The sequence below is a fragment of the Brevibacterium sp. FAM 24630 genome, from assembly GCF_049804075.1.
In the GTDB taxonomy this organism is placed as follows: domain Bacteria; phylum Actinomycetota; class Actinomycetes; order Actinomycetales; family Brevibacteriaceae; genus Brevibacterium.
The window spans coordinates 13,014-32,698 of record NZ_JBNBZD010000004.1 but is presented as its reverse complement, the minus strand read 5'-3'; the positions used below and the strand labels follow the sequence as shown (position 1 = coordinate 32,698).

At 65.2% G+C, this 19,685-nt stretch carries 21 protein-coding genes; 15 read left to right on the top strand and 6 right to left on the bottom strand.

The features are described from left to right. Positions 1-32 precede the first annotated feature (32 nt). Positions 33-803 carry an IclR family transcriptional regulator gene (locus ACPUD7_RS04460; RefSeq protein ID WP_425119272.1) on the top strand — a complete coding sequence of 257 codons (771 nt, stop codon included), beginning with the start codon at positions 33-35 and terminating at the stop codon, positions 801-803. 35 nt (positions 804-838) lie between these two features. Here the strand turns inward: ACPUD7_RS04460 and ACPUD7_RS04455 are convergent, their stop codons facing one another. From ACPUD7_RS04455 to ACPUD7_RS04445, 3 genes are read right to left on the bottom strand one after another with little or no spacing between them, the layout of a single operon-like run. Next, positions 839-1,225 carry a DUF1304 domain-containing protein gene (locus tag ACPUD7_RS04455; protein WP_135537393.1) on the bottom strand — a complete coding sequence of 129 codons (387 nt, stop codon included), beginning with the start codon at positions 1,223-1,225 and terminating at the stop codon, positions 839-841. Then, a complete protein-coding gene (locus ACPUD7_RS04450) occupies positions 1,222-1,485 on the bottom strand; it encodes a DUF2277 domain-containing protein (protein WP_135537394.1) in 264 nt (87 codons plus the stop codon). Before ACPUD7_RS04450 ends, ACPUD7_RS04455 begins: the two co-directional genes overlap by 4 nt. Before the next feature lie 9 nt (positions 1,486-1,494). Then, the gene (locus ACPUD7_RS04445; protein ID WP_135537395.1) at positions 1,495-2,058 is read right to left on the bottom strand and encodes a dihydrofolate reductase family protein; all 564 of its coding nucleotides are present in this window, start codon (positions 2,056-2,058) and stop codon (positions 1,495-1,497) included. A 201-nt stretch (positions 2,059-2,259) separates the two neighbouring features. On the opposite strand from ACPUD7_RS04445, the gene ACPUD7_RS04440 reads away from it, so the two are divergent. Both ACPUD7_RS04440 and ACPUD7_RS04435 read left to right on the top strand, forming a co-directional pair. Further along, positions 2,260-3,018 carry an SDR family NAD(P)-dependent oxidoreductase gene (locus tag ACPUD7_RS04440; protein WP_135537396.1) on the top strand — a complete coding sequence of 253 codons (759 nt, stop codon included), beginning with the start codon at positions 2,260-2,262 and terminating at the stop codon, positions 3,016-3,018. Between the two features lie 413 nt (positions 3,019-3,431). After that, a complete protein-coding gene (locus tag ACPUD7_RS04435; protein WP_135537397.1) occupies positions 3,432-3,683 on the top strand; it encodes a hypothetical protein in 252 nt (83 codons plus the stop codon). Positions 3,684-3,746: 63 nt separating this feature from the next. On the opposite strand, the gene ACPUD7_RS04430 is transcribed toward ACPUD7_RS04435, so the two are convergent. Next, a complete protein-coding gene (locus tag ACPUD7_RS04430) occupies positions 3,747-4,280 on the bottom strand; it encodes an O-acetyl-ADP-ribose deacetylase (RefSeq protein ID WP_135537398.1) in 534 nt (177 codons plus the stop codon). Between the two features lie 74 nt (positions 4,281-4,354). On the opposite strand from ACPUD7_RS04430, the gene ACPUD7_RS04425 reads away from it, so the two are divergent. Next, on the top strand, positions 4,355-5,125 hold the full coding sequence (locus ACPUD7_RS04425) for a class II glutamine amidotransferase (RefSeq protein WP_135537399.1): 771 nt from the start codon (positions 4,355-4,357) through the stop codon (positions 5,123-5,125). Positions 5,126-5,158: 33 nt separating this feature from the next. On the opposite strand, the gene ACPUD7_RS04420 is transcribed toward ACPUD7_RS04425, so the two are convergent. Together ACPUD7_RS04420 and ACPUD7_RS04415 are read right to left on the bottom strand one after the other, a co-directional pair. Continuing rightward, positions 5,159-5,383: a sulfurtransferase TusA family protein gene (locus tag ACPUD7_RS04420; RefSeq protein ID WP_135537400.1), complete on the bottom strand. Its 225-nt coding sequence runs from the start codon at positions 5,381-5,383 to the stop codon at positions 5,159-5,161. Then, complete coding sequence (locus ACPUD7_RS04415) at positions 5,380-6,435, bottom strand: YeeE/YedE family protein (RefSeq protein WP_425119271.1); 1,056 nt, start codon at positions 6,433-6,435, stop codon at positions 5,380-5,382. The genes ACPUD7_RS04420 and ACPUD7_RS04415 overlap by 4 nt, the downstream gene beginning before the upstream one ends. Positions 6,436-6,637: 202 nt before the next feature. Here ACPUD7_RS04415 and ACPUD7_RS04410 point away from each other — a divergent pair, with 202 nt between their 5' ends. The 11 genes from ACPUD7_RS04410 (at position 6,638) to ACPUD7_RS04360 (ending at position 19,643) form a co-directional block, all read left to right on the top strand. Continuing rightward, positions 6,638-8,029: an MmgE/PrpD family protein gene (locus ACPUD7_RS04410; RefSeq protein WP_425119270.1), complete on the top strand. Its 1,392-nt coding sequence runs from the start codon at positions 6,638-6,640 to the stop codon at positions 8,027-8,029. Positions 8,030-8,122: 93 nt separating this feature from the next. After that, a complete protein-coding gene (locus ACPUD7_RS04405; protein WP_135537402.1) occupies positions 8,123-8,959 on the top strand; it encodes a phosphosulfolactate synthase in 837 nt (278 codons plus the stop codon). 206 nt (positions 8,960-9,165) lie between these two features. Beyond that, positions 9,166-10,350 carry a 4-hydroxybenzoate 3-monooxygenase gene (locus tag ACPUD7_RS04400; RefSeq protein WP_425119269.1) on the top strand — a complete coding sequence of 395 codons (1,185 nt, stop codon included), beginning with the start codon at positions 9,166-9,168 and terminating at the stop codon, positions 10,348-10,350. A gap of 45 nt (positions 10,351-10,395) precedes the next feature. Then, positions 10,396-11,256, top strand: a complete 861-nt coding sequence (pcaH, locus tag ACPUD7_RS04395) for a protocatechuate 3,4-dioxygenase subunit beta (RefSeq protein WP_425119268.1) — start codon at positions 10,396-10,398, stop codon at positions 11,254-11,256. Further along, positions 11,249-11,833 (top strand): protocatechuate 3,4-dioxygenase subunit alpha, encoded by a 585-nt coding sequence (gene pcaG / locus ACPUD7_RS04390; RefSeq protein WP_425119267.1) that lies wholly within the window; start codon positions 11,249-11,251, stop codon positions 11,831-11,833. The genes pcaH and pcaG overlap by 8 nt, the downstream gene beginning before the upstream one ends. 5 nt (positions 11,834-11,838) lie before the next feature. Further along, positions 11,839-13,209 carry a lyase family protein gene (locus tag ACPUD7_RS04385; protein ID WP_425119266.1) on the top strand — a complete coding sequence of 457 codons (1,371 nt, stop codon included), beginning with the start codon at positions 11,839-11,841 and terminating at the stop codon, positions 13,207-13,209. 42 nt (positions 13,210-13,251) lie between these two features. Continuing rightward, positions 13,252-14,607 (top strand): 4-carboxymuconolactone decarboxylase, encoded by a 1,356-nt coding sequence (gene pcaC / locus ACPUD7_RS04380; protein WP_425119265.1) that lies wholly within the window; start codon positions 13,252-13,254, stop codon positions 14,605-14,607. A 192-nt stretch (positions 14,608-14,799) separates the two neighbouring features. Then, entirely contained in the window at positions 14,800-16,011 is a 1,212-nt protein-coding gene (locus ACPUD7_RS04375) for an MFS transporter (protein WP_425119264.1), read from the top strand. Between the two features lie 164 nt (positions 16,012-16,175). After that, entirely contained in the window at positions 16,176-16,910 is a 735-nt protein-coding gene (locus ACPUD7_RS04370) for a peptidylprolyl isomerase (protein WP_425119263.1), read from the top strand. Positions 16,911-17,145: 235 nt separating this feature from the next. Beyond that, entirely contained in the window at positions 17,146-18,588 is a 1,443-nt protein-coding gene (locus ACPUD7_RS04365) for an MFS transporter (RefSeq protein WP_135537410.1), read from the top strand. 365 nt (positions 18,589-18,953) lie between these two features. Continuing rightward, positions 18,954-19,643, top strand: a complete 690-nt coding sequence (locus tag ACPUD7_RS04360; protein WP_205683271.1) for a basic amino acid ABC transporter substrate-binding protein — start codon at positions 18,954-18,956, stop codon at positions 19,641-19,643. Positions 19,644-19,685: the final 42 nt, after the last annotated feature.

The following is a 19,685-nucleotide window of genomic DNA, read 5'->3' as shown; positions in this document are numbered from 1 at the left end:
AATATTGTCTCGTCACCGCTAGGATCGGGATCATGGCGAACTCCCGATCCGGCGACTCGATGATCGATCGCCTCGTCCGCGTGCTCGCCTCCTTCGACCCCGACCACCAGAGCCTGAGCACCGAGGAGATCGCCGACCGCGCCGAGCTGCCGAAGTCCACGGCCTACCGTCTGGTGGGCGACATGATGCGCCATGACCTGCTGCAGCGCGATCCCACCGGGCGGCTCCGGATCGGCGTAGGGATGTGGGAGCTGTCGAACCGCGCCTCCGACGCCGTCGATCTCGCCTCGGTGGCCAGACCGCACATGATGGCCGTCCATGAGTTCGTCGGCGAGAACACCCAGTTGGGCATTCTGCGTGAGCGTGAGGTGCTCATCATCGAACGGATGTCGGCCCCGAACGCTGTCATCCACCGGTCGAAGACGGCCGGCCGCCTGCCGGCGCACGCTTCCTCGTGCGGTCTCGTCCTGCTGGCCTATGCACCCAAGCACGTGCGTGAGACCTATCTGCGCGGACCGCTGGCGGCGATCACGGAGAAGACGACGACGGATCCAGCGACTCTGCGGCGGATGTTCTCCTCCATCCGCGCCCATCACTTCGCCGAACTCTCCGGGCATATCGATGACGGCACGACCGGCATCACGGTTCCGGTCTTCGACGCCGGCGGGGTGGCGATCGCCGGGCTCGGCGTCGTCATCGACTCCGAGCACCGCAAGGGGGTGCCCGCGATCATGCAGGCACTGAGGACCGCCTCGGCGAGGATCACTCAGGACCTTGCCGCCGATGATCGCTTCGTCGGCTGAGGTCCGTCACCTCGGCTGACCACTCGCCCCAGGATTCAGACGAGCAGTGCGACGATCAGGCAGACCACGCCGAGGAGGGGCAGTGTTCCCTGCTTGAGCGCTGCCCCGAGCTGTTCGGGGCTCGACACGGCGAGCACGAACGCCGCAGCGAGCATCGATCCGGCTCCGACGAAGACGAGGGTGAGGCCGATCGGGGACGATCCGGCCGCGACGACGATGATGCCGATGATCACGGCAAGCGCGAGGAAGAGGTTGTAGAAGCCTTGGTTGAAGGCGAGGGATTTCGTCGCCTCGGCTTCGGCCTCGGTGGTGCCGAAGGTCGCACGGGCACGCGCACTCGTCCAGGCGATGGATTCCATGTAGAAGATGAAGACGTGCAGGGCGGCGGCGAGGCCCGCGAGGACGAGGCCGGCGATGATCATCCGCGGGCCTCAAATCTGGCTCGGCGCTTCTCGGCCTCGACCTCCCGATCCTTCGGCGGCGCGTTCGTCACGAGCGCGTCGAGGAGGTGCTGGGTGGAGTGGGCGATCTCGGCGACGGCGGAGTCGAAAGCCTTGGCATTGGCCAGGGAAGGCTTTGTCGTCCCGGCGATCTTGCGCACATACTGCAGCGCCGCAGCATGGACTTCGTCGGAGGTGGCGGCGGGCTCGAAGTTATGGAGTGTCCTGATGTTCCTGCACATGGTCGAAGACTACGCTCTCCTGGGTCGATAGGCGCGTCCGAAGCTGCGTCGGTTGGACTCGTCGATCTCGACGAGCTCCCAATCCACACGCCGACCGCCGGGAACGTCGAAGATCCGGGTTCCGTCGCCGAGGAAGACCGGAGCGACGTAGACCTGAAGCTCGTCGATGAGGTCGATCTCGAGCGCCTGCCGAGCGATGTCGGCGCTGATGATCTGGATATCGCGGTCCCCGGCGATCTGCTGGGCCCTCTCGACCGCCTCGGTGATGGTGCAGTTCATCGCCGTCACCGAGGCGTCTGCGGCCAATTCCTCGGGACGGTGAGTGAGGATGAACTCCGTTCCCGACCACGCACCGCCGTAGGCCTCGGATGTCATCTCGTCGCGTTCGTCGGCCTGCGCCTTGGCCGCGTCGTAGCCTCGGCGCCCGGAGATGATGACGGCGACCTTCGAAGCCATGCTTTCGGTGGTGCCCTCGGAGTTCGGTTCCGATGCCGAGAGCCAGGACATGTCATGCCCGTGCCCGGCGATGAACCCGTCGATCGAACAGGTGAAACCCCATGCCACTTTTCCCATCGCTCCCCCTCGAGCATCGGCGATCGCCGACATCTGATTGCGGAATGCAACCAGTGAACCACTGCTGTGGAGCTCAATCAATGCCTCGTGTGACCGATCAGTCCCGCAGGCAACGGAATGCTCTCCGTCCGTTCTTCGTTGTTCCTGGTGAGGGCCACACCAGCATGGCTCCACAGATTTTCGAGAAAGTAGGTCACCACCATGGCAGATTTCACGAACAAGGTCGCACTCGTCACCGGCGGCGGATCGGGTCTCGGAGAAGCGATCTCGAAGGATCTCGCTTCCAAGGGTGCGAAGGTCGTCATCACGGACATCGATCTCGATGCCGCGCAGCGCGTTGCCGATGAGATCACCGAAACCGGCGGGACCGCCTCGGCGATCAAGCAGGACACGAGCGCGAAGGAAGACTCGGAGAAGGTCGTGCAGTTCGCCGTCGACACCTACGGCGGACTCAACTATGCGGTGAATAATGCCGGCATCGGCGGCAAGCAGGCGCCAGCAGGCGAGACCGACCTGGACTCCTGGGACAAGGTCATCGACATCAACCTCAACGGCGTGCTCTACGGCATGCGGCACCAGATCCCGGCGATGCTCAAGGCCGGAGCGAAGGACTCGGCGATCGTCAATATGGCCTCGGTCCACGGAACGGTCGCGGCGATCAACAACGGCGCCTATACCGCAGCCAAGCACGGCGTCGTCGGCATCACGAAGAACGCCGCCGCAGAATACGGTGCCGAGGGACTGCGCATCAACGCGGTCGGTCCCGGCTACATCACGACTCCCCTGCTGGAGAACAGCCTCGACGCCGAAACCCTCGAGGGCCTCAAGGCCAAGCACCCGCTCGGACGCCTGGGCACCGCCGAGGAGGTCGCGAAGGTCGTGAGCTTCCTGCTCTCCGACGACGCCTCGTTCGTCACCGGTGCCTACTATCTCATCGACGGCGGCTATACCGCGGTGTGAGGTTCAATGCGGTGATCTCCTGACCGGGTGTTCAACGTTTGCCGATGTTCAATCTTTTGAACATGCACGGTTCGTTGAGCACTCGGGACCGCGAGCGAAACTCACAATTGCGGTCGTGGACAACGCAGCGAGGACGTGGGAGGTGACATGGTCATGGCGTCCGCCCTGTCTCCCCCACGATCTCCCTCACTGCGTCATTCGCTCGGGTTGAGTCCTCGAGCAGCTCGGCGAATTCGTCGAGGTCGATCTGCGACTGCAAGTTCCTCGCGCCTTCTGCAGCTAGTTCGCGAGGCGCCGACCTCGTTCCCACCGAACGCTCTTAAATCGCCCAGAACTCACACTGTTTTCCAGCGTAGCGTCGCAGGCACAGCCCAAAGACTTTGGACCGTGGACGATACCGAAGGTGATCGACCATGAGCACAAACCAGATCTACCAGCACCCGAAACCCCTGCACGTGGTCCTCGGCAGGCGAGCGGGACTCTTCCTGCTCATCGGAGTCCTCGGATTCCTCTTCGTCAAAATCATCGGCCCGATCCTCCAGACCGGTCCCGAACTCGTCGTCGAGGCCATCATCTCCGGGATCCCGCTGCTCCTTGCCGCCGGCTGCGCAATCACCGCGGCGGCGCTGGCGATCGTGCACTGGATGCGTCATTCGGCGGCGTGAGCAGCGGCCGAATCGAGCCGCTCGCGCTCCTCGCGGGCGGACGGGTGAGCGGTCTTTCCGTCCTCACCACTGATCGTGGTCGAATACCTGGCAGAACACGCTCGTCATCTGGTCGCTGAAGAGGACGAACTGGACCTCGGCGATCGATTCCCAGCGGCCGCGGGACCGCCCGTCGACGATGACGCTGTGAGCCGCCTCGGCGACGTCGCGGGCGGACCAGCCATAGACACCGCCGCCGATGGCCGGGAACGCGATCGAGGTCGCACCGAGTTCCTCGGCGAGGTTGAGACTCGACTCGAAGCACGACTCGAGGATTTCCGGATCGGCCTCACCGGCGTGCCGATTCGGCCCGACCGTGTGGATGACCCAGCGGGCCGGAAGGTCACCGGCGCTCGTGGCCACAGCCTGACCCGGCGGGAGCCCGCGCATATGTGTGGTCTGCCTGATTTCGCGGCAGGCTTCGAGCAGAGCAGGCCCAGCCGCGCGGTGGATGGCTCCGTCGACCCCGCCGCCTCCGAGCAGACTCGAGTTCGCGGCGTTGACGATCGCGTCGACGGCCACCTCGGTGATATCGCCTTCGAGAACCGTGATCTTCATGCCTCGAGTCTAGACATCGGCACTGACGTTGCCCACCGGTCGGCGTAGCCTGGAGACACCGTGAAGGAGGGTTCATGTGCAGGCTGCTCGGATTCATCTCTCCCACCCCGACCACGGCCGCGGATCTCGTCGGTGTCGATGAGTGCCGGCAGTGGCAGTCGATGGGCACCCTCCACGATGACGGGTGGGGCACGGCATGGATCAACATCGGCGCCGAGGCGGTCGCACGGTTCCGCACGCCCACCGAGGGTGCCGATGATCCGCGGTTGACCCGAGCCTTGGACGGGGACGCGAGCGAGGGTCGGATCTGCCATCTGCGGATGGCGACGACGGGGCTGACCGACCTCGAGGAGAACACGCACCCGTTCCTGGCCGATGGGATCGCGATGGCGCACAATGGTTCGGTGCATCCCATCGAGCGGCTGCGCGAATACGTGAGCCTCGGCGAGATCGACGAGATCGGCGGAACAACGGATTCGGCGATCATCTTCGCCCTCGTCCTCCGGCGGCTGCGTCAGGGCGAACCGCTGCTCGAGGCCGTGGTCGCAACGGTGCGGATGCTGCGGGCCGACTTCGATCACCCCGGGATCAATCTGCTCTTCCTCACGGTCGAGGAGATGATCGTCGCCCACGCGACGGCAGGCACCCAGGTGCCCTATCTGCAGGGGCCGCTGCCGCCGGATCATCACGATCACTACTACCGGATGAGCTGGCAGAGGCTGCCCGACAACGCAATGATCGTGTCCTCCTCGGGACTAGAACATCGAGGCTGGAGTCTCATCGAGCAGAACACGATCACGCGACTGACCGTCGCCGATGGCGCGGAGACGATCGTGGAGCTGTAGTCAGGGCGTGCCTGGATTCAACCCGTCCGGGGTTCAGGCCTTCTGGACGGTGATGGTCCAGCTGGCGTCGGTGACCCGGTCGAAGTGGGTGACGGGGTAGCCGTTCTCCGCCGCCCACTGCGGGATCGCCTCGGTGGCCTGGGTGCAGTCGAAGTTGATGACGAGTTCGTCGCCGTCGTTGAGGCCTGTCATGGCCTCTTTGGCTTCGACGAGCGGGAAGGGGCAGACCTGACCGTCGGTTTCGAGTACCTGCTTCATACGCTCCTGCTTTCCGCCGCGGGCACACTGGCCTGCGACTTCTTCGGTTTGATGGTGGCTTTGGCGGCGATTCCGGCGCCGGCGATCATGAAGACCATCGACACCCAGCCCTGATACTCGAACTGTGCGGTCGAGACCATGGAGTTGCCGACGGTGCAGCCGCCGGCGATGGCCGCGCCGACGCCCATGCCGATGCCGCCGACGATCGATTTGAGGATCGTGGCCTGATCGGGCATGCGGAGGCGGAACTCCCCGGAGGCCTTGGCCGCGATGAACGACCCGACGAGGATCCCGATGACGAGCATGACGCCCCAGTCGATGAGGCCGGTGTCTCCCGTGGTGAGGAAGCCGACGAGATGCGCCGAAGGGGTGGTGATGCCCAGTCCGGAATTGCGTCCCGTCGCCGCCGACAGCGGCCAGGCGATCGTGGCGATGACGCCGATGACCACGGCGGTGGCGAACGGGTTCCAGCGCTTCTCGGTGAGCAGGTGCGCCAGTCCCGTCTTGCGCGGCGGCAGGCTGGCCATGGGGGTCTTGAGTTTGCGGGCGGGGTAGACGGTCAGCCAGATCGCGATGGCCGAGACGATGACGACGAAGACCCAGGGGCTGAGGCCCGTGCTCGCCTGCAGGCTGCCGTTGTCCAAGGTGATGGCGCGGATGCCGTCGGTGAAGCCGGCGGCCGGGCCGAGTTTCATGACGGCGGAGAAGAGGGCGTAGAAGATGAGGGCGAACCAGCTGCCGACGAGACCCTCCCCGGCACGGTAGTAGGTTCCGGTCGCGCAGCCTCCGGCAAAGACCATGGAGAACCCGAAGATCAGCCCTCCGACAATCGAGGCCAGCCACGGGAACGGTTCCGCCTCGAGGGCGATGACGCCGAAGCTGTTGAGCAGGAAGAGTCCGATGGAGTGGACGGCGATGAGCACGATCAGGGCGGAGAACCAGCGCGTGTTCCCGGTCAGCGTGAGATCGCGGAAGGCACCCGTCACACAGAATCGGCCACGCTGGAAGACGAATCCGAGGACAAGGCCGACGATGAGTCCGGTGATGATCATTAGGCTGCTTTCTCTGCACGGCAGAATCGCGGGCGAACACAACAGTGGCCCATTTTGCTCAACAATCACGAGTGAGTCAACCGAGTCGACCGAAAATGCAGCTGCGCTCATCGCCCGTGACTCACATCACTGCAAAAGTATCTTGACATCAAGATACTTCGAGAGCATAATTTAGGTATACCTAACCTAAGGTAGAGAGGTCATGATGAATCGGAATCAGGCACTCACAGAAGTGCAGTCACTCGCACAGTTCGTCGCAGACGCTTCGCTGGACATGCTCAGCGACACCGCCCTCGAACAACTCAAGATCCGCGTGCTCGACACGATCGCAGTCGCCATCGGCGCTCTCGACGCGCAGCCGCTCAAGGAGATTCGCGCACTCGTCGAAAGTCTCGGCTCCGGACACGGAGCCACCCTCATCGGCGGTGGTCAGGCCAGCCCCGACCATGCCGCGTTCTTCAACTCCGCGCTCAGCCGGTATCTCGACTTCATGGACGCCTATCTCGCCAAGGGCGAGACCAACCATCCCTCGGACAACATGGGAGCGGTCCTGGCCTCGGCAGAAGTCGCCGATGCCTCGGGAGCGGACTTCCTCACCGCCTTCGCCGTGGCCTACCAGGTCCACGCTCGCCTGTCCGACGTCGCCCCGGTCAGGGATCTCGGCTTCGACCATACGACGCAGGGCGCGTTCGCCGCTGCCGCCGCCTCGGCGAAGGCCCTGGGACTCGGCACCGACCAGATCGCGAACGCCGCAGCCATGGCCGGCACCGCGAACGTCGCGCTGCGGGTCACTCGCACGGGAGATCTGAGCCATTGGAAGGGATTGGCGTATCCGCACGTGGCGAAGGAGGGGGTGTTCGACGCTCTGCTGGCCGCACGCGGCATCACCGGTCCGGCCGAGGTCTTCGAAGGCAACAAGGGCTTCAAGGCCTTGGCCGGGGACTTCGAACTTGACTGGTCGAAGGAGGACCTCGAGAAGGTCGCGGGCACGATCATCAAGAAGCACAATGCGGAGATCCACTCCCAGTCTGCCCTTGACGCCGCGCAGGACATCCGGCGCCACGACGGCTTCCGCACCGACGCCATCGCCAGCGTGGAGCTGACGACCTTCGACGTCGCTCATCGCATCATCGGCGGCGGCGAGGAAGGCGACAAACGCAACGTGCGCACGAAGGAAGAGGCCGATCATTCGCTGCCGTGGATGCTCGCAGTCGTCCTCCTCGACGGGGAGCTCAACCCGGGCCAGTACACGCCGAGTCGGATCACCGCCGACGATGTTCAGGATCTCATGCGCAAGGTCACGATCAGCCCGTCGCAGGAGTTCAGCGATCGGTTCCCCGAGGAGATGTGCGCCGATCTCGTCGTCACTCTCACCGACGGCATGAGGTTCCACGCCAGCACCAACGGCTATGAGGGATTCACCACGGATCCCCTCGACTGGGCGGGTGCCCGCCGGAAGTTCGATGCCGTGGTCTCGCCCTTCGCCGAGGCGGGGCTGCGTGACCGCATCGCCGATCTCGTCCGCGAGCTGGAGAACCATCGGACCAGAGAGCTGACCGAACTGCTCGCCCAAGTCCCCCGGACTCGCAGCTGAGGCTGCGACAACCGCCGGCCCGTCGCCGGTGCCCCGCCGGCTCGTGCCGGCACCCAGTCGGCCCGTCGCCGACACCCGAAGAAAGGAAAGATCATGTCGAACACCATAGATTTCGATGTGTCGATGAACTTCGTCCCCCGCGCCCATCGTCCGGCCAAACCTCGCAACCGCGGGATGACCGAGATCCGCGCCCCTTATTATTCGACCTACGGCACTCGCCATCTCCAGGACGTCTTCGACGTTGCAGGGCAGTGGATCGACGGCATCAAGTGGGCCGGCGGATCCTTCGCCCTCGTTCCACCCGAACAGGTCCGAGCTTTCAGCGAGATCGCTCATGAGAACGGTTCGTATGTGTCTTCAGGCGGTTGGATCGAAACGGTCCTGCGCTTTGGCGATGACGCGGTCGACCAGTATCTCAAGGAGGCGAAAGAAGTCGGCTTCGACGTCATCGAGATCTCGACCGGGTTCATCATGCTCCCGACCTCAGGACTCGAACGCCTCGTCGACAAGGTCGTCAAGGCCGGACTCAAGGCCAAGCCGGAGCTGGGCATCCAGATCGGCTCGGGAGGAGACTCGGGCGAAGCCGAGCTTGCCGCGGAATCAGCGAAGGACATCGGCGACCTCGTCGACCGCGGCAAGCGGGCGCTCGATGCCGGCGCATCGATCATCATGATCGAATCCGAAGGAATCACGGAGAACGTCGACGGATGGAACACGGCCGCAGCCGCCTCGATCATCAACGGTCTGGGGCTGGAGAACGTCATGTTCGAGGCCGCCGACGGTCCGGTCTTCGAGTGGTACATCAAGAACTACGGCAATGAATGCAACCTGTTCGTCGACCACTCGCAGATCCTCCAGCTCGAGGGACTGCGCCAGAACATCTGGGGCAACAAGTCCACTTGGGGACGGGTGATCAACCCGGCACCGTGAGGTGACGCTCGTGAACCGAACCTGCTGAAGTGCGCGCGGGGTGCCTGCCACCCCGCGCTACCGCGCGCCCGCCGGCTCCCGCCGCCCGCCTCCGCTTTGTCCTTTCGCCCTCCCCTCGCCTGATCCTCCCATTCATCGAGAATGACATCGCTTCGTGTCAGTGACTGGGCGCACACTGAGAGGACGAGACAGGCAAGGAGGCCACGGTGCCAGAACTACAGACAGATGTCGCTATCGTCGGCGCGGGACCCGCGGGGCTCATGCTCGCCCACCTGCTCCACAATGCAGGCATCGACTCAGTCGTCATCGACAATCGCAGCCGCGACGAGATCGCCCATACCCACCGTGCCGGAATCCTCGAGGCAGGATCCGTGCGGATGCTCGAAGCCGCAGGAGTCGATTCCCGCGTGCACACCGACGGGCACCGGCACGACGGCATCGACATCCGCGTCAACGGCACTTCGAACCATTTCGACTTCCCTGAGCTGGTCGGCGAGTCCGTCTGGCTCTATCCGCAGAACGAAGTCTTCGTCGACCTCGCCGCCGCCCGCGAACGCACGGGACGCCCGATCTTCTACTCGGTCGCGGATACCAGCCTGCGCGACATCGAATCCGACAAACCCTGGGTTTCGGCCCGGACCGCGGACGGTGAAGACCTGCGCATCGGCGCCCGCTACGTCGTCGGCGCCGACGGCTCCCGCGGACCCTGCCGCGCCATGATCCCCGAGGGCACCCGGCAGCGGTTCTTCCACGAGTACCCCTTCGCCTGGTTCGGCATCCTCTGCGAGGCCCCGCCCAGCCACGACGTCCTCATCTACTCCCGCTCCGAACGCGGCTTCGCGCTCATCTCCCAGCGTTCCGAGACCGTCCAGCGGATGTACTTCCAGGCCTCCCCGGACACGAACGTCGCAGACTGGTCCGATGACCGCATCTGGACCGAACTGCAGGCCCGGGTCGACGGTCCCGACAACTTCGAGCTCAAGACCGGACCGATCATCGACAAGACGGTTCTGCCGTTCCGATCCGCCGTGACCGAACCGATGCAGCACGGTTCGCTGTTCCTCGCCGGCGACAGTGCCCATACGGTTCCGCCGACCGGCGCCAAGGGCCTCAACCTCGCGTTCGCCGACGTCGGGGTGCTCGCCCCCGCCCTCACCTCGGCGCTGAAGGACTCCGACGCCGAGGCGCTGGCCGGCTATTCGCAGACCGCGACCACACGGGTATGGAAGGCACAGAACTTCTCCTACCAGATGACCCGGATGCTTCACACCGACCCGACTCAGGACGCCTTCGAAACGAAGCGCAGCCTCGGCGAACTCCGCTCCATACTCGATTCCGAGCACGGTCGCCGCTACCTGGCCGAGTGCTACACCGGCTGGCCCCATGGCTGAGCCGCTCCCCCACCACGACTCCCACCGAAGCAGAAAGGTTCGACGATGAGTCCACAGCAGAACACGGATGCCGACGAATCCACCGAGGCGTTCACCTCCCCGGTCGTCATCGACCAGGCCGCGAAGGGCCCCGATGACGCCGCCGAGTCTCAGGCGACGCTCTCGGCCGAGATCGCCGGCATCGAATCGCAGTACAAACAGGACGTCGCCGCCGGGAAGAAGGCCGAAACCCAGCCGCGCCTGAACTACGCGCCCTACCGGTCCTCGATCCTGCGGCACCCGACGAAAGACCCCCGCCACACGGACCCGGAGACCATCGAGCTCTTCTCCCCCGCCTTCGGCCACCGTGATATCGGCACCCTCGAATCGGATCTGACCATCCAGGCCGACGGCGAACCCATCGGCGAGCGCATCCGCGTGACCGGTCGCGTCCTCGACGGTGAAGGCCGGCCCGTGCGCAACCAGCTGGTCGAGATCTGGCAGGCGAATTCGGCCGGCCGATACATCCACAAACGCGATCAGCACCCGGCCCCGATCGACCCGAACTTCACCGGTGTCGGACGCACCCTGACCGGCGATGACGGCTCGTACTCATTCACCACGATCAAGCCGGGCCCGTACCCGTGGAAGAACCACCACAACGCATGGCGGCCGGCCCATATCCACTTCTCGCTCTTCGGATCCGAGTTCACCCAGCGCATGATCACCCAGATGTACTTCCCGGGTGACCCGCTGTTCGCGCTCGACCCGATCTACCAGTCGATCACCGATCAGAAGACGCGCGACCGCCTCGTCGCGACCTATGACCACAGCATCACCGAGCACGAGTTCCTCATGGGCTACAACTGGGACATCGTGCTCACCGGAGCCAACCGGACCTGGATGGAAGAAGAGGACGATGACTGATCACACCGCGACCCCGGATCTGACGCCGACACCCGGACAGACCGTCGGACCGTTCTACGGCTACGCCCTTCCCTATGACCATGACAATGAGCTCGTCCCACCCGGGTCGGCTCGCGCCGTCCAGCTGACCGGAACCGTCTTCGACGGGGCCGGCGACCCGGTCCCCGATGCCATCCTCGAGATCTGGCAGCCGGATGAGAACGGCACCGTGGCCCGGGAAACGGGATCGCTGCGCCGCAACGGCTTCACCTTCACCGGTTTCGGGCGCGCCGCGGTCGACCCCGAGGGCCAGTTCAGCTTCTCGACGGTCAACCCCGGCCCCACCGAGGAGGGCAAGGCACCGTTCATCAGCGTCGTCATCTTCGCTCGCGGCCTGCTCAATCGTCTGTTCACCCGCATCTACCTGCCCGAGGACACCGCTGCGCTGGCCGCCGATCCTCTCCTGTCCTCCCTCGAGGAGTCCGAGAGAAACCGCCTCATCGCCACCCGAGGGGCTGACGGATCGCTGCGTTTCGACATACGGTTGCAGGGTGCGGAGGAAACACCGTTCCTCCGGTTCCCCAGCCACGAGGACTGACACCAATGACGGACACCGCCCACACCCGCTTCCTCTTCGCCCCCGGCGACCTGCGCGGAGCTGAAGCCATCGATGATGCCGCGCTCATCACCGCGATCGGCCAGGTCGAGACCGCGTGGATCGTCTCGCAGGCACGGGTGGGGCTGGTGTCCTCCGAGATCCGCGCCGAGGTGGCCGCCGCCATCGATGCGACCACCAGGCAGCTCACCGACGATCACGCCGAACTCCAGGCCCTCGGTGAGAACTCCGAGGCAGGCGGCAACCCGGTCATCCCGTTCCTCGCCCTCGTCCGCGCTCGGATCTCCCCCGAGGCCTCCCGTTGCCTGCACCGGGGGCTGACCAGCCAGGACGTCATCGACACGGCGATCGGTCTGCTCGTTTCCCGCGTCGTCCGACAGATGCAGGCCCGTCTCGAAGTCATCGGCGCCGCCCTCGTCGACCTCTCCGAAGCCCATGCGCAGACTCTGTGCCTGGCCCGCACGCTGACGCAGCCGGCGCTGCCGACGACCTTCGGACTCAAGGCCGCGACCTGGGCCGCCGAGGTCATCGAAGTCCAAGCTCAGGCGCCGTTCGTCGATTATGTGCAGGTCGGCGGGGCTGCCGGCACTCGCGCGGCGATCCGCTGGTTCGCGGGCGACTCGACCGAATCACTGCTGCGCGAATTCCATATGCAGATGGTCGGCCCCGATGCCGCGCTCACCCAGATCCCCGTCCCCTGGCACACCGACCGGGTGCGCATTCTGTCCTGGGGCTCCCACCTGACCCAGTGCGTGACCGTGGGCGCGTCGATCGCCCGCGACGTCCTCGTCGGCGTCCGGGCGGAGATCCGGGAACTGTCCCTGGCCGCCACGGGTGGATCCTCGGCGATGCCGCACAAGTCGAATCCGACCTCGGCAGTGCTCCTCCACCGCAACGGAATGCGCGTGCCCGGTGCGCTCTCCACCCTGACCGCGGCTGCCGCCGAAGCGGTCGAGGAACGCTCGGACGGCGCCTGGCATGCCGAATGGCCGGCCCTGTCCGAACTCATGACCTTGGCGATCTCGTCCCTGATCATCCTCGATGAGATGGTCGCGGGGCTGCGCGTCAATCCCGAAGCCATGCGCGCGAACCTCGACGCCGCTGGTCCGGGCATCTTCGGCGAGAAGCTGGGCATCGTCTTCGGCGATCGGCTGACGAAGGAGCAGCTCGCGGCGATCACCGCCCCCGGAACCGACCCCGTCGCCGCACTGCGTGAAGCGGTCGGAGACGAGAGCGGAGTCGAGGATTTCTTCACACCCGAGTCCTACCTCGGAGAGGCAGAGGACATCCGCCGCACCATCCTCGCCGCCATCGACCAATCCGGACCGCAGGAGATCGACCTGCCGGCCTTCGACTGAGACAGACAGCTGACCGAGACACCGACTGAGAAAGTGACATCCATGGAGCTCACCGCATCCGTACTCGCCGCACCCCGGACACCGTCCGATGAAGCGCGGGTCCTCGTCGTCCTGCCGTCCCTGGGCACCTCGGCGGCCGCCCTGTGGCAGCAGGCGGCCACCGAACTCGGCGGGCTCAGCCCGGAGACGACGGTCATCGGCATCGATCTTCCCGGCCACGGCCGGTCAGCCCCACTCGACGTCCCCGCCGACACTGCGGTGGCGCCACGGATCACGATGTCCGATCTCTCCGAGGCGGTCCTTTCCACCCTTGATCGGGTTCTTCCCGACGTGGCGGGAGCCGGGACACCGGTCGACCTCGCCGGGGACTCGATCGGTGGAGCCATTGCTCTGCAGCTGGGTCTTGATCACGGCGGACGCTTCGGTCGCATCGCCGTGTTCTGCACGGGTGCGAAGATCGGCGAGGCGTCGGCATGGGAGGAGCGCGCACAGACGGTGGCAACCTCCGGCACGCCCACCCAGATCATCGGTTCGGCGCAACGGTGGTTCGGTGAGGGATTCATGGACCGTGAACCCGAAGCCTCGGCCGCGCTGCTGCACTCGCTGCAGGACGCCGACCGACATTCCTACGCCGCCTTGTGCTTCGCTCTCGCTGACTTCGACGTCCGCGAGCGCCTGCCCGAGATCTCCCGTCCGCTGCTGGCCGTCGCCGGATCCGAGGACCTGCCGACACCGGCGGCGAAGCTCGCCGAGATCGCGAACACGGCCCCCGGGGCCATGCTCGAAGTCATCGAAGGTGCCGCGCACCTCGTGCCGGCCGAGGCTCCGGCCGTGACAGCGAGTCTGCTCGACGGTTTCCTCCGCGGGAAGGGACTCGGCGGCAGCGCCGGCAGTGGAACCGGCGCAAGCGCTGCCGGTGCGGCAGACGGCGTTGAAGCGGGACTGCCGACGGCTTCGGGGCCGCGGGAGGCGAGCCGAGATGCGGTCCGTGAAGCCGGGATGACCGTGCGCCGTCAGGTGCTCTCCGACGCTCACGTCGACCGGGCGAATGCGAAGGTCGACGATTTCACCGCCGATTTCCAGGATCTCATCACCCGCTATGCCTGGGGCGAGATCTGGACCCGCCCCGGCCTCGAGCGGCGCATGCGCTCGGCGATCACGCTCACGGCCATGATCGCCGGCGGACACGAGGCCGAACTCGCCATGCACGTCAAAGCCGCTGTCCGCAATGGCCTGACCCGCGACGAGATCAAGGAAGTGCTGCTTCAGTCGGCGATCTACTGCTCGGTTCCGAGCGCGAACACCGCGTTCTCCGTCGCCTCACAGGCGCTGACGGAATACGAGGCGGAAACGGGAGCAGAGGCGAAAGAGACGAATCCGGAGCCGAACGCAGACTGAGCGTTCGCCCGGAACGGGCGGCCGCCTCGGCGAGGGTGCAGGTTCTGCCTGCGGCTGTTCGAATCGTCACATTGGGTCCGTGGGACTACCGGTCGGCCCGACTCGGGCAATAGGCTGGTGCGGTTGCAGTCAGCGGCGGATTCCGTCTCCGCTGCCCTGCGTTCACCCCCGTCGTCCCACCGAAGGATCTCCATGAGTGACGCTCCGGTCTCCCGCCGCGTCTACAAATTCGCCGTCTTCGCCCTGGCGATCGGCGCATTCGCCATCGGTGTGACCGAATTCGCGACCATGGGCCTGCTCCCCCTCATCGCCGAGGAGCTGGGCATCACCGTGCCGCAGGCCGGGCACGCGGTGTCGTTCTACGCCATCGGCGTCGTCGTCGGTGCACCGCTGATCACGACGATCGCGGCGCATATGGATCGGAAGAACCTCCTCCTCGGGCTCATGAGCCTCTTCGCACTGGGCAACATAGCCTCGATGCTCGCGCCCACCGCCGGACTGTTCAACATCGCCCGCTTCGTCTCCGGTCTGCCCCACGGTGCCTACCTGGGTATCGGCGCCGTCGTTGCGGCCTCGCTCGTGCCGGTCAACCGCCGAGGTCGGGCGATGTCGCGTGTGATGCTCGGTCTGACGATCGCGAACATCTTCGGCGTTCCCTTTGCCGCGGCCCTCGGCAACCTCCTGGGTTGGCGCAGCGCTTATGCCCTGGTGGCAGCGTTGGGGATCCTCACCGTCATCATGGTCGCCGTCGCGGTGCCGCGGGTGAAGCTCGGCGCAGTGCCCTCGGCTCGCGGTGAGATGAAGGCCCTGGGACGGCCGCAGATCATCCTCACCCTGCTCGCGGGGTCTGTCGGCTTCGGCGGCATGTTCGCCGTCTACACCTACATCACCCCGACCATGACCCAAGTCGCCGGCGTACCTGAGGCCGCGATCCCCTGGGTACTGGCCGTCTACGGTCTCGGCATGACCGCCGGTTCACTCATCGCCGGGCCGCTGGTCGACAAGTCCATCGAGCGCTCGGGAATCGGCGGGATGATCCTCTCCGCCCTCGTGCTCTCAGCATTCGGCGCCTTCACCCACATCGCGGCCATCGCGATCATCGCGCTCTTCCTCATCGGCATCGCCGGCTCGATGATCACCACGTCCCTGCAGATGCGCCTGCTGCGCGAATCCCATGACGCCCCGAGCCTGTCCGCAGCCATGAACCATGCCGCCTTCAACCTCGCCAACGCCCTGGGCGCCTGGCTCGGCGGCATCGTCATCACCGCCGGTCTGGGATACCGTGCCCCGGCTTGGGTGGGCGTGGGCCTGTGTCTGGCCGGCCTCATCGTTCTCACCATCGCCATCCTCCTCCGTCGAGGCGGCCGGTCCGACCCGCGAGCTAGGTCATCCGTCGAGATCTGAGCCCGCGACCTCTGCCGCGAACCGGGTGGAGTGCCGAAACACGCATGTGCGCAGCCGTTTCTCGACACTCCACCCGGTTCTCGATAAGGCGTTGCTCAAACAGCTTGACACCGCGCGAAAGTATCCGAAAGCGACCCGAAATTGAGTGCCTATACGATGAAGGCATGGATTATCCTGCGCAGAGTCGCCCTCACGCCCTGACCCACCGTCCGACGTCAGCCGTTGTTCTGGCGCTCGCGGCCCTGACCGTCCTTACCCTTCTGCTGCTGAGCGGATGTGGATCATCTGATTCCGGAGGCGATTCCGACGAGTCGTCCGGAGGGTCGGACTCCTCAGCTGCCGCGCGAACCTGCGCGTACCCTGCCGATTCGCAGTCTGCGGCAAAGGACGTCAAAGCACCGGCAGAGGAACCGGAGGCGAAGGGTACCGTCGACGCCACTATCGCTACCTCGGCAGGCGATCTGGTCGCTGCGCTGGACGCTGATCGTACTCCCTGCACCGTCAACAGCTTCCTGTCGCTGGCTGCGCAGAAGTACTTCGATGACACTGACTGCCACCGCCTGACCACCGAGGGCATCTTCGTCCTCCAATGCGGTGACCCCACGGGCACCGGCTCGGGCGGCCCCGGATACTCGTTCGCCGATGAGCTCGACGGCTCCGAGACCTACCCGGCCGGCACTCTGGCAATGGCGAACTCCGGTCCCGATACGAACGGCTCCCAGTTCTTCGTGGTCTACGACGACAGCTCACTGCCACCGGACTACACCGTGTTCGGGCAGCTGGACGAGGCGAGCACGAAGACCGTCGCCGATCTCGCAGCCAAGGGCACGAACTCCGGCGCCGGCGACGGCGCTCCGAAGGAGAAGGTGACCATCACCGGTGTCTCCTTCGACGACTGAATCGTGCTCGCAGGTGGTCCGTGGCCACATCCCTGCCGGTCACCAGCCCGAGAAAATACTCGGATAACCGAGCAATCTCGCTTTACGAGACATGGCACGCGCATGCTGTGAGACGGGCGTAGTGTCTATCCGTCGCCGTCGACGCTGTGCCCGCACAGCGCCGGCGGCCTTTCCATTGACACGAGCACCACCCGCCCGTGCCTGCATTCACGAAACAGCGGAGCACAACGACACCATGTCCACTGAAACACAGCCGGGGAACCCCACCCCATCGCCGGATCCCTCGGCCGCGACCGACGCCATCGCGGCGACCAGGAAGAACAACACCCGCGGCAAGGTGCTGACGGCCTCGATGGTCGGCACCACGATCGAGTTCTTCGACTTCTACGCCTATGCGACTGCTTCGTCGCTGGTCTTCCCGGCCCTGTTCTTCCCCAATCAGACCTCGACGACGCAGCTTTTGAGTTCGTTTGCGATCTTCGGCGTCGCCTTCGTCGCCCGCCCCCTCGGCTCGATCATCTTCGGTCACTTCGGCGACCGGGTCGGCCGGAAGAAGACACTCATCGCCTCACTGCTCATCATGGGCATCGGCACCTTCCTCATCGGGCTTCTGCCCACGGCCAGCACTCCGGGCTGGGTCGTCCTCGCACCGCTGTGCCTCGTCCTCCTGCGCTTCTGCCAGGGTGTGGGCCTCGGCGGCGAATGGTCGGGCGCGGCCCTGCTGGCGACCGAGAACGCTCCGAAGGGCAAACGCGCCGTCTGGGGCACCTTCCCGCAGCTCGGCGCCCCGGTCGGCTTCATCATCGCGAACCTCCTCTTCGTCGGCCTGAACTCCTGGACCTCCCCCGAGGCCTTCCTTGCCTGGGGCTGGCGCATTCCGTTCCTGCTCTCGGCCCTGCTGGTGGCCGTCGGACTCTACGTCCGCCTCTCCCTCATGGAGACTCCGGCGTTCCAGCTGGTCGCGCAGAAGCAGCAGATCTCCAAGGCCCCGATCGGCCGTGTCTTCGCCACGAGCTGGAAGCCGCTCGTCCTCGGCACATTCATCATGCTCGCGACCTACGTGATCTTCTACTTCATGACCGCGTTCACCCTCACCTACGGCACTTCCCCGGCCAACCCCGATCAGGCGAAGACCGCCGCCGAGGCGGCCGGACAGTCGTTCGATCCCGCAGGCTTCGTCGCGGGGCTGGGGTACACGAAGAGCGAGTTCCTCACCTATCTCATCATCGGTGTCGTCTTCTTCGGAGTCTTCACCGTCGTCTCCGGACCGCTGGCTGAGAAACTGGGACGTCGGAAGATGCTCATGGGCGTGACCGTCGCCATCGCCGCCTATGGACTCGTCGTCAACGCTCTGTTCAACGCCGGCACCGTGGGCGTGGTCATCGCCCTCATCGTCGGCTTCATCCTCATGGGGCTGACCTTCGGTCCGATGGCGGCCTATCTGCCCGAGCTCTTCCCCGCCAACGTCCGCTATACGGGTTCTGCGGTGTCCTACAACATGTCCAGCGTCATCGGTGCCGGGCCTGCGCCCTTCGCCATGGTGGCCCTGTGGCAGTACGAAGGCGGCACGATCTTCTACTGCGGCCTCTACATCATCGCCGCAGCGATCCTCACCTTCATTGCGCTGTACCTGGCCAAGGACACCTCGGAGATCGACATGGAGGATCAGCTCAGCTGAGGTTCTGATCCGAACACCGCAGCGAGTGCCCTGCTCGCCGCTTCGAGGCCCGACCCCGTCTTCGGCGGTCGGGCCTCGTCGTCTCTGGAACCGCGGCTGCCAACACTACGATTTGGCAACGACCGCCACGATGCGGGTCACCACACCCATTGTGTGACTCAGTTCACGGTAGGATTCCTCACAGAGACTGTTCAGACATCGAGGCCCGAACAGGCCGTTTGCGTGACAGCTCCGTCACCGACTCACTGGAGGAACCATGAAACGACGCTTGCCCCTGGCCACTGTGGCTGTCGGCGCCATGCTCGCCCTGTCCGCCTGCGGCGGTGGAGGCGATTCCGAACCTGCAGCGACTGCCGAAGGGGGGCGTGCCTCTCGTTGAAGAGGGCAAACTGACGACCTGCACCCACCTGTCCTACCAGCCGTTCCAGTTCGAGAAGGACGGCGAGGTCGTCGGCTTCGACGTCGACATCGTCGATGCCGTGGCGAAGAAGCTCGGCGTCGAGCAGGAGATCGTCAACGTGCCGTTCGAGCCGATCACCGCTGGAGCCTCCTTCGCCCAAGATCAGTGCGATGTGGCCGCCGCAGCCATGACGATCACGCCTGAGCGCGAGGAAGCCATCGACTTCTCGGATCCCTACTTCCCCGCCAATCAGGCGATTCTGACCAGAGATGACAAGACCGCCGACGATGAAGCAGGACTGAAAGACTTCAAAGTCGCCGCCCAGGCAGGCACCACCGGGCTCGACTACGCCACCGAGCACTTCAAGGACGCCGAAGTCATCACCTATGAAGATCTTCCGCTCTCACTCGAAGCGCTGAAGAACGGTCAGGCAGACGCCGTCATCAACGACAACGGTGTGCTCTATGACTATGCCGCGAACAACGACGGCTTCGCTGTCGGTTTCGACATCGACACCGGTGAGCATTACGGCATCGGCATGAAGAAGGGCAATGCGGAGATGAAGAAGGCCGTTGATGACACTCTCAAGGAGATCAAGGACAACGGCGAGTACGACTCGATCTACGAGAAGTGGTTCGGCGACGCTCCGAAATGATCGACCGTAATCCATCGGCCGGCCGCGGCGTCAGTGCCGCGG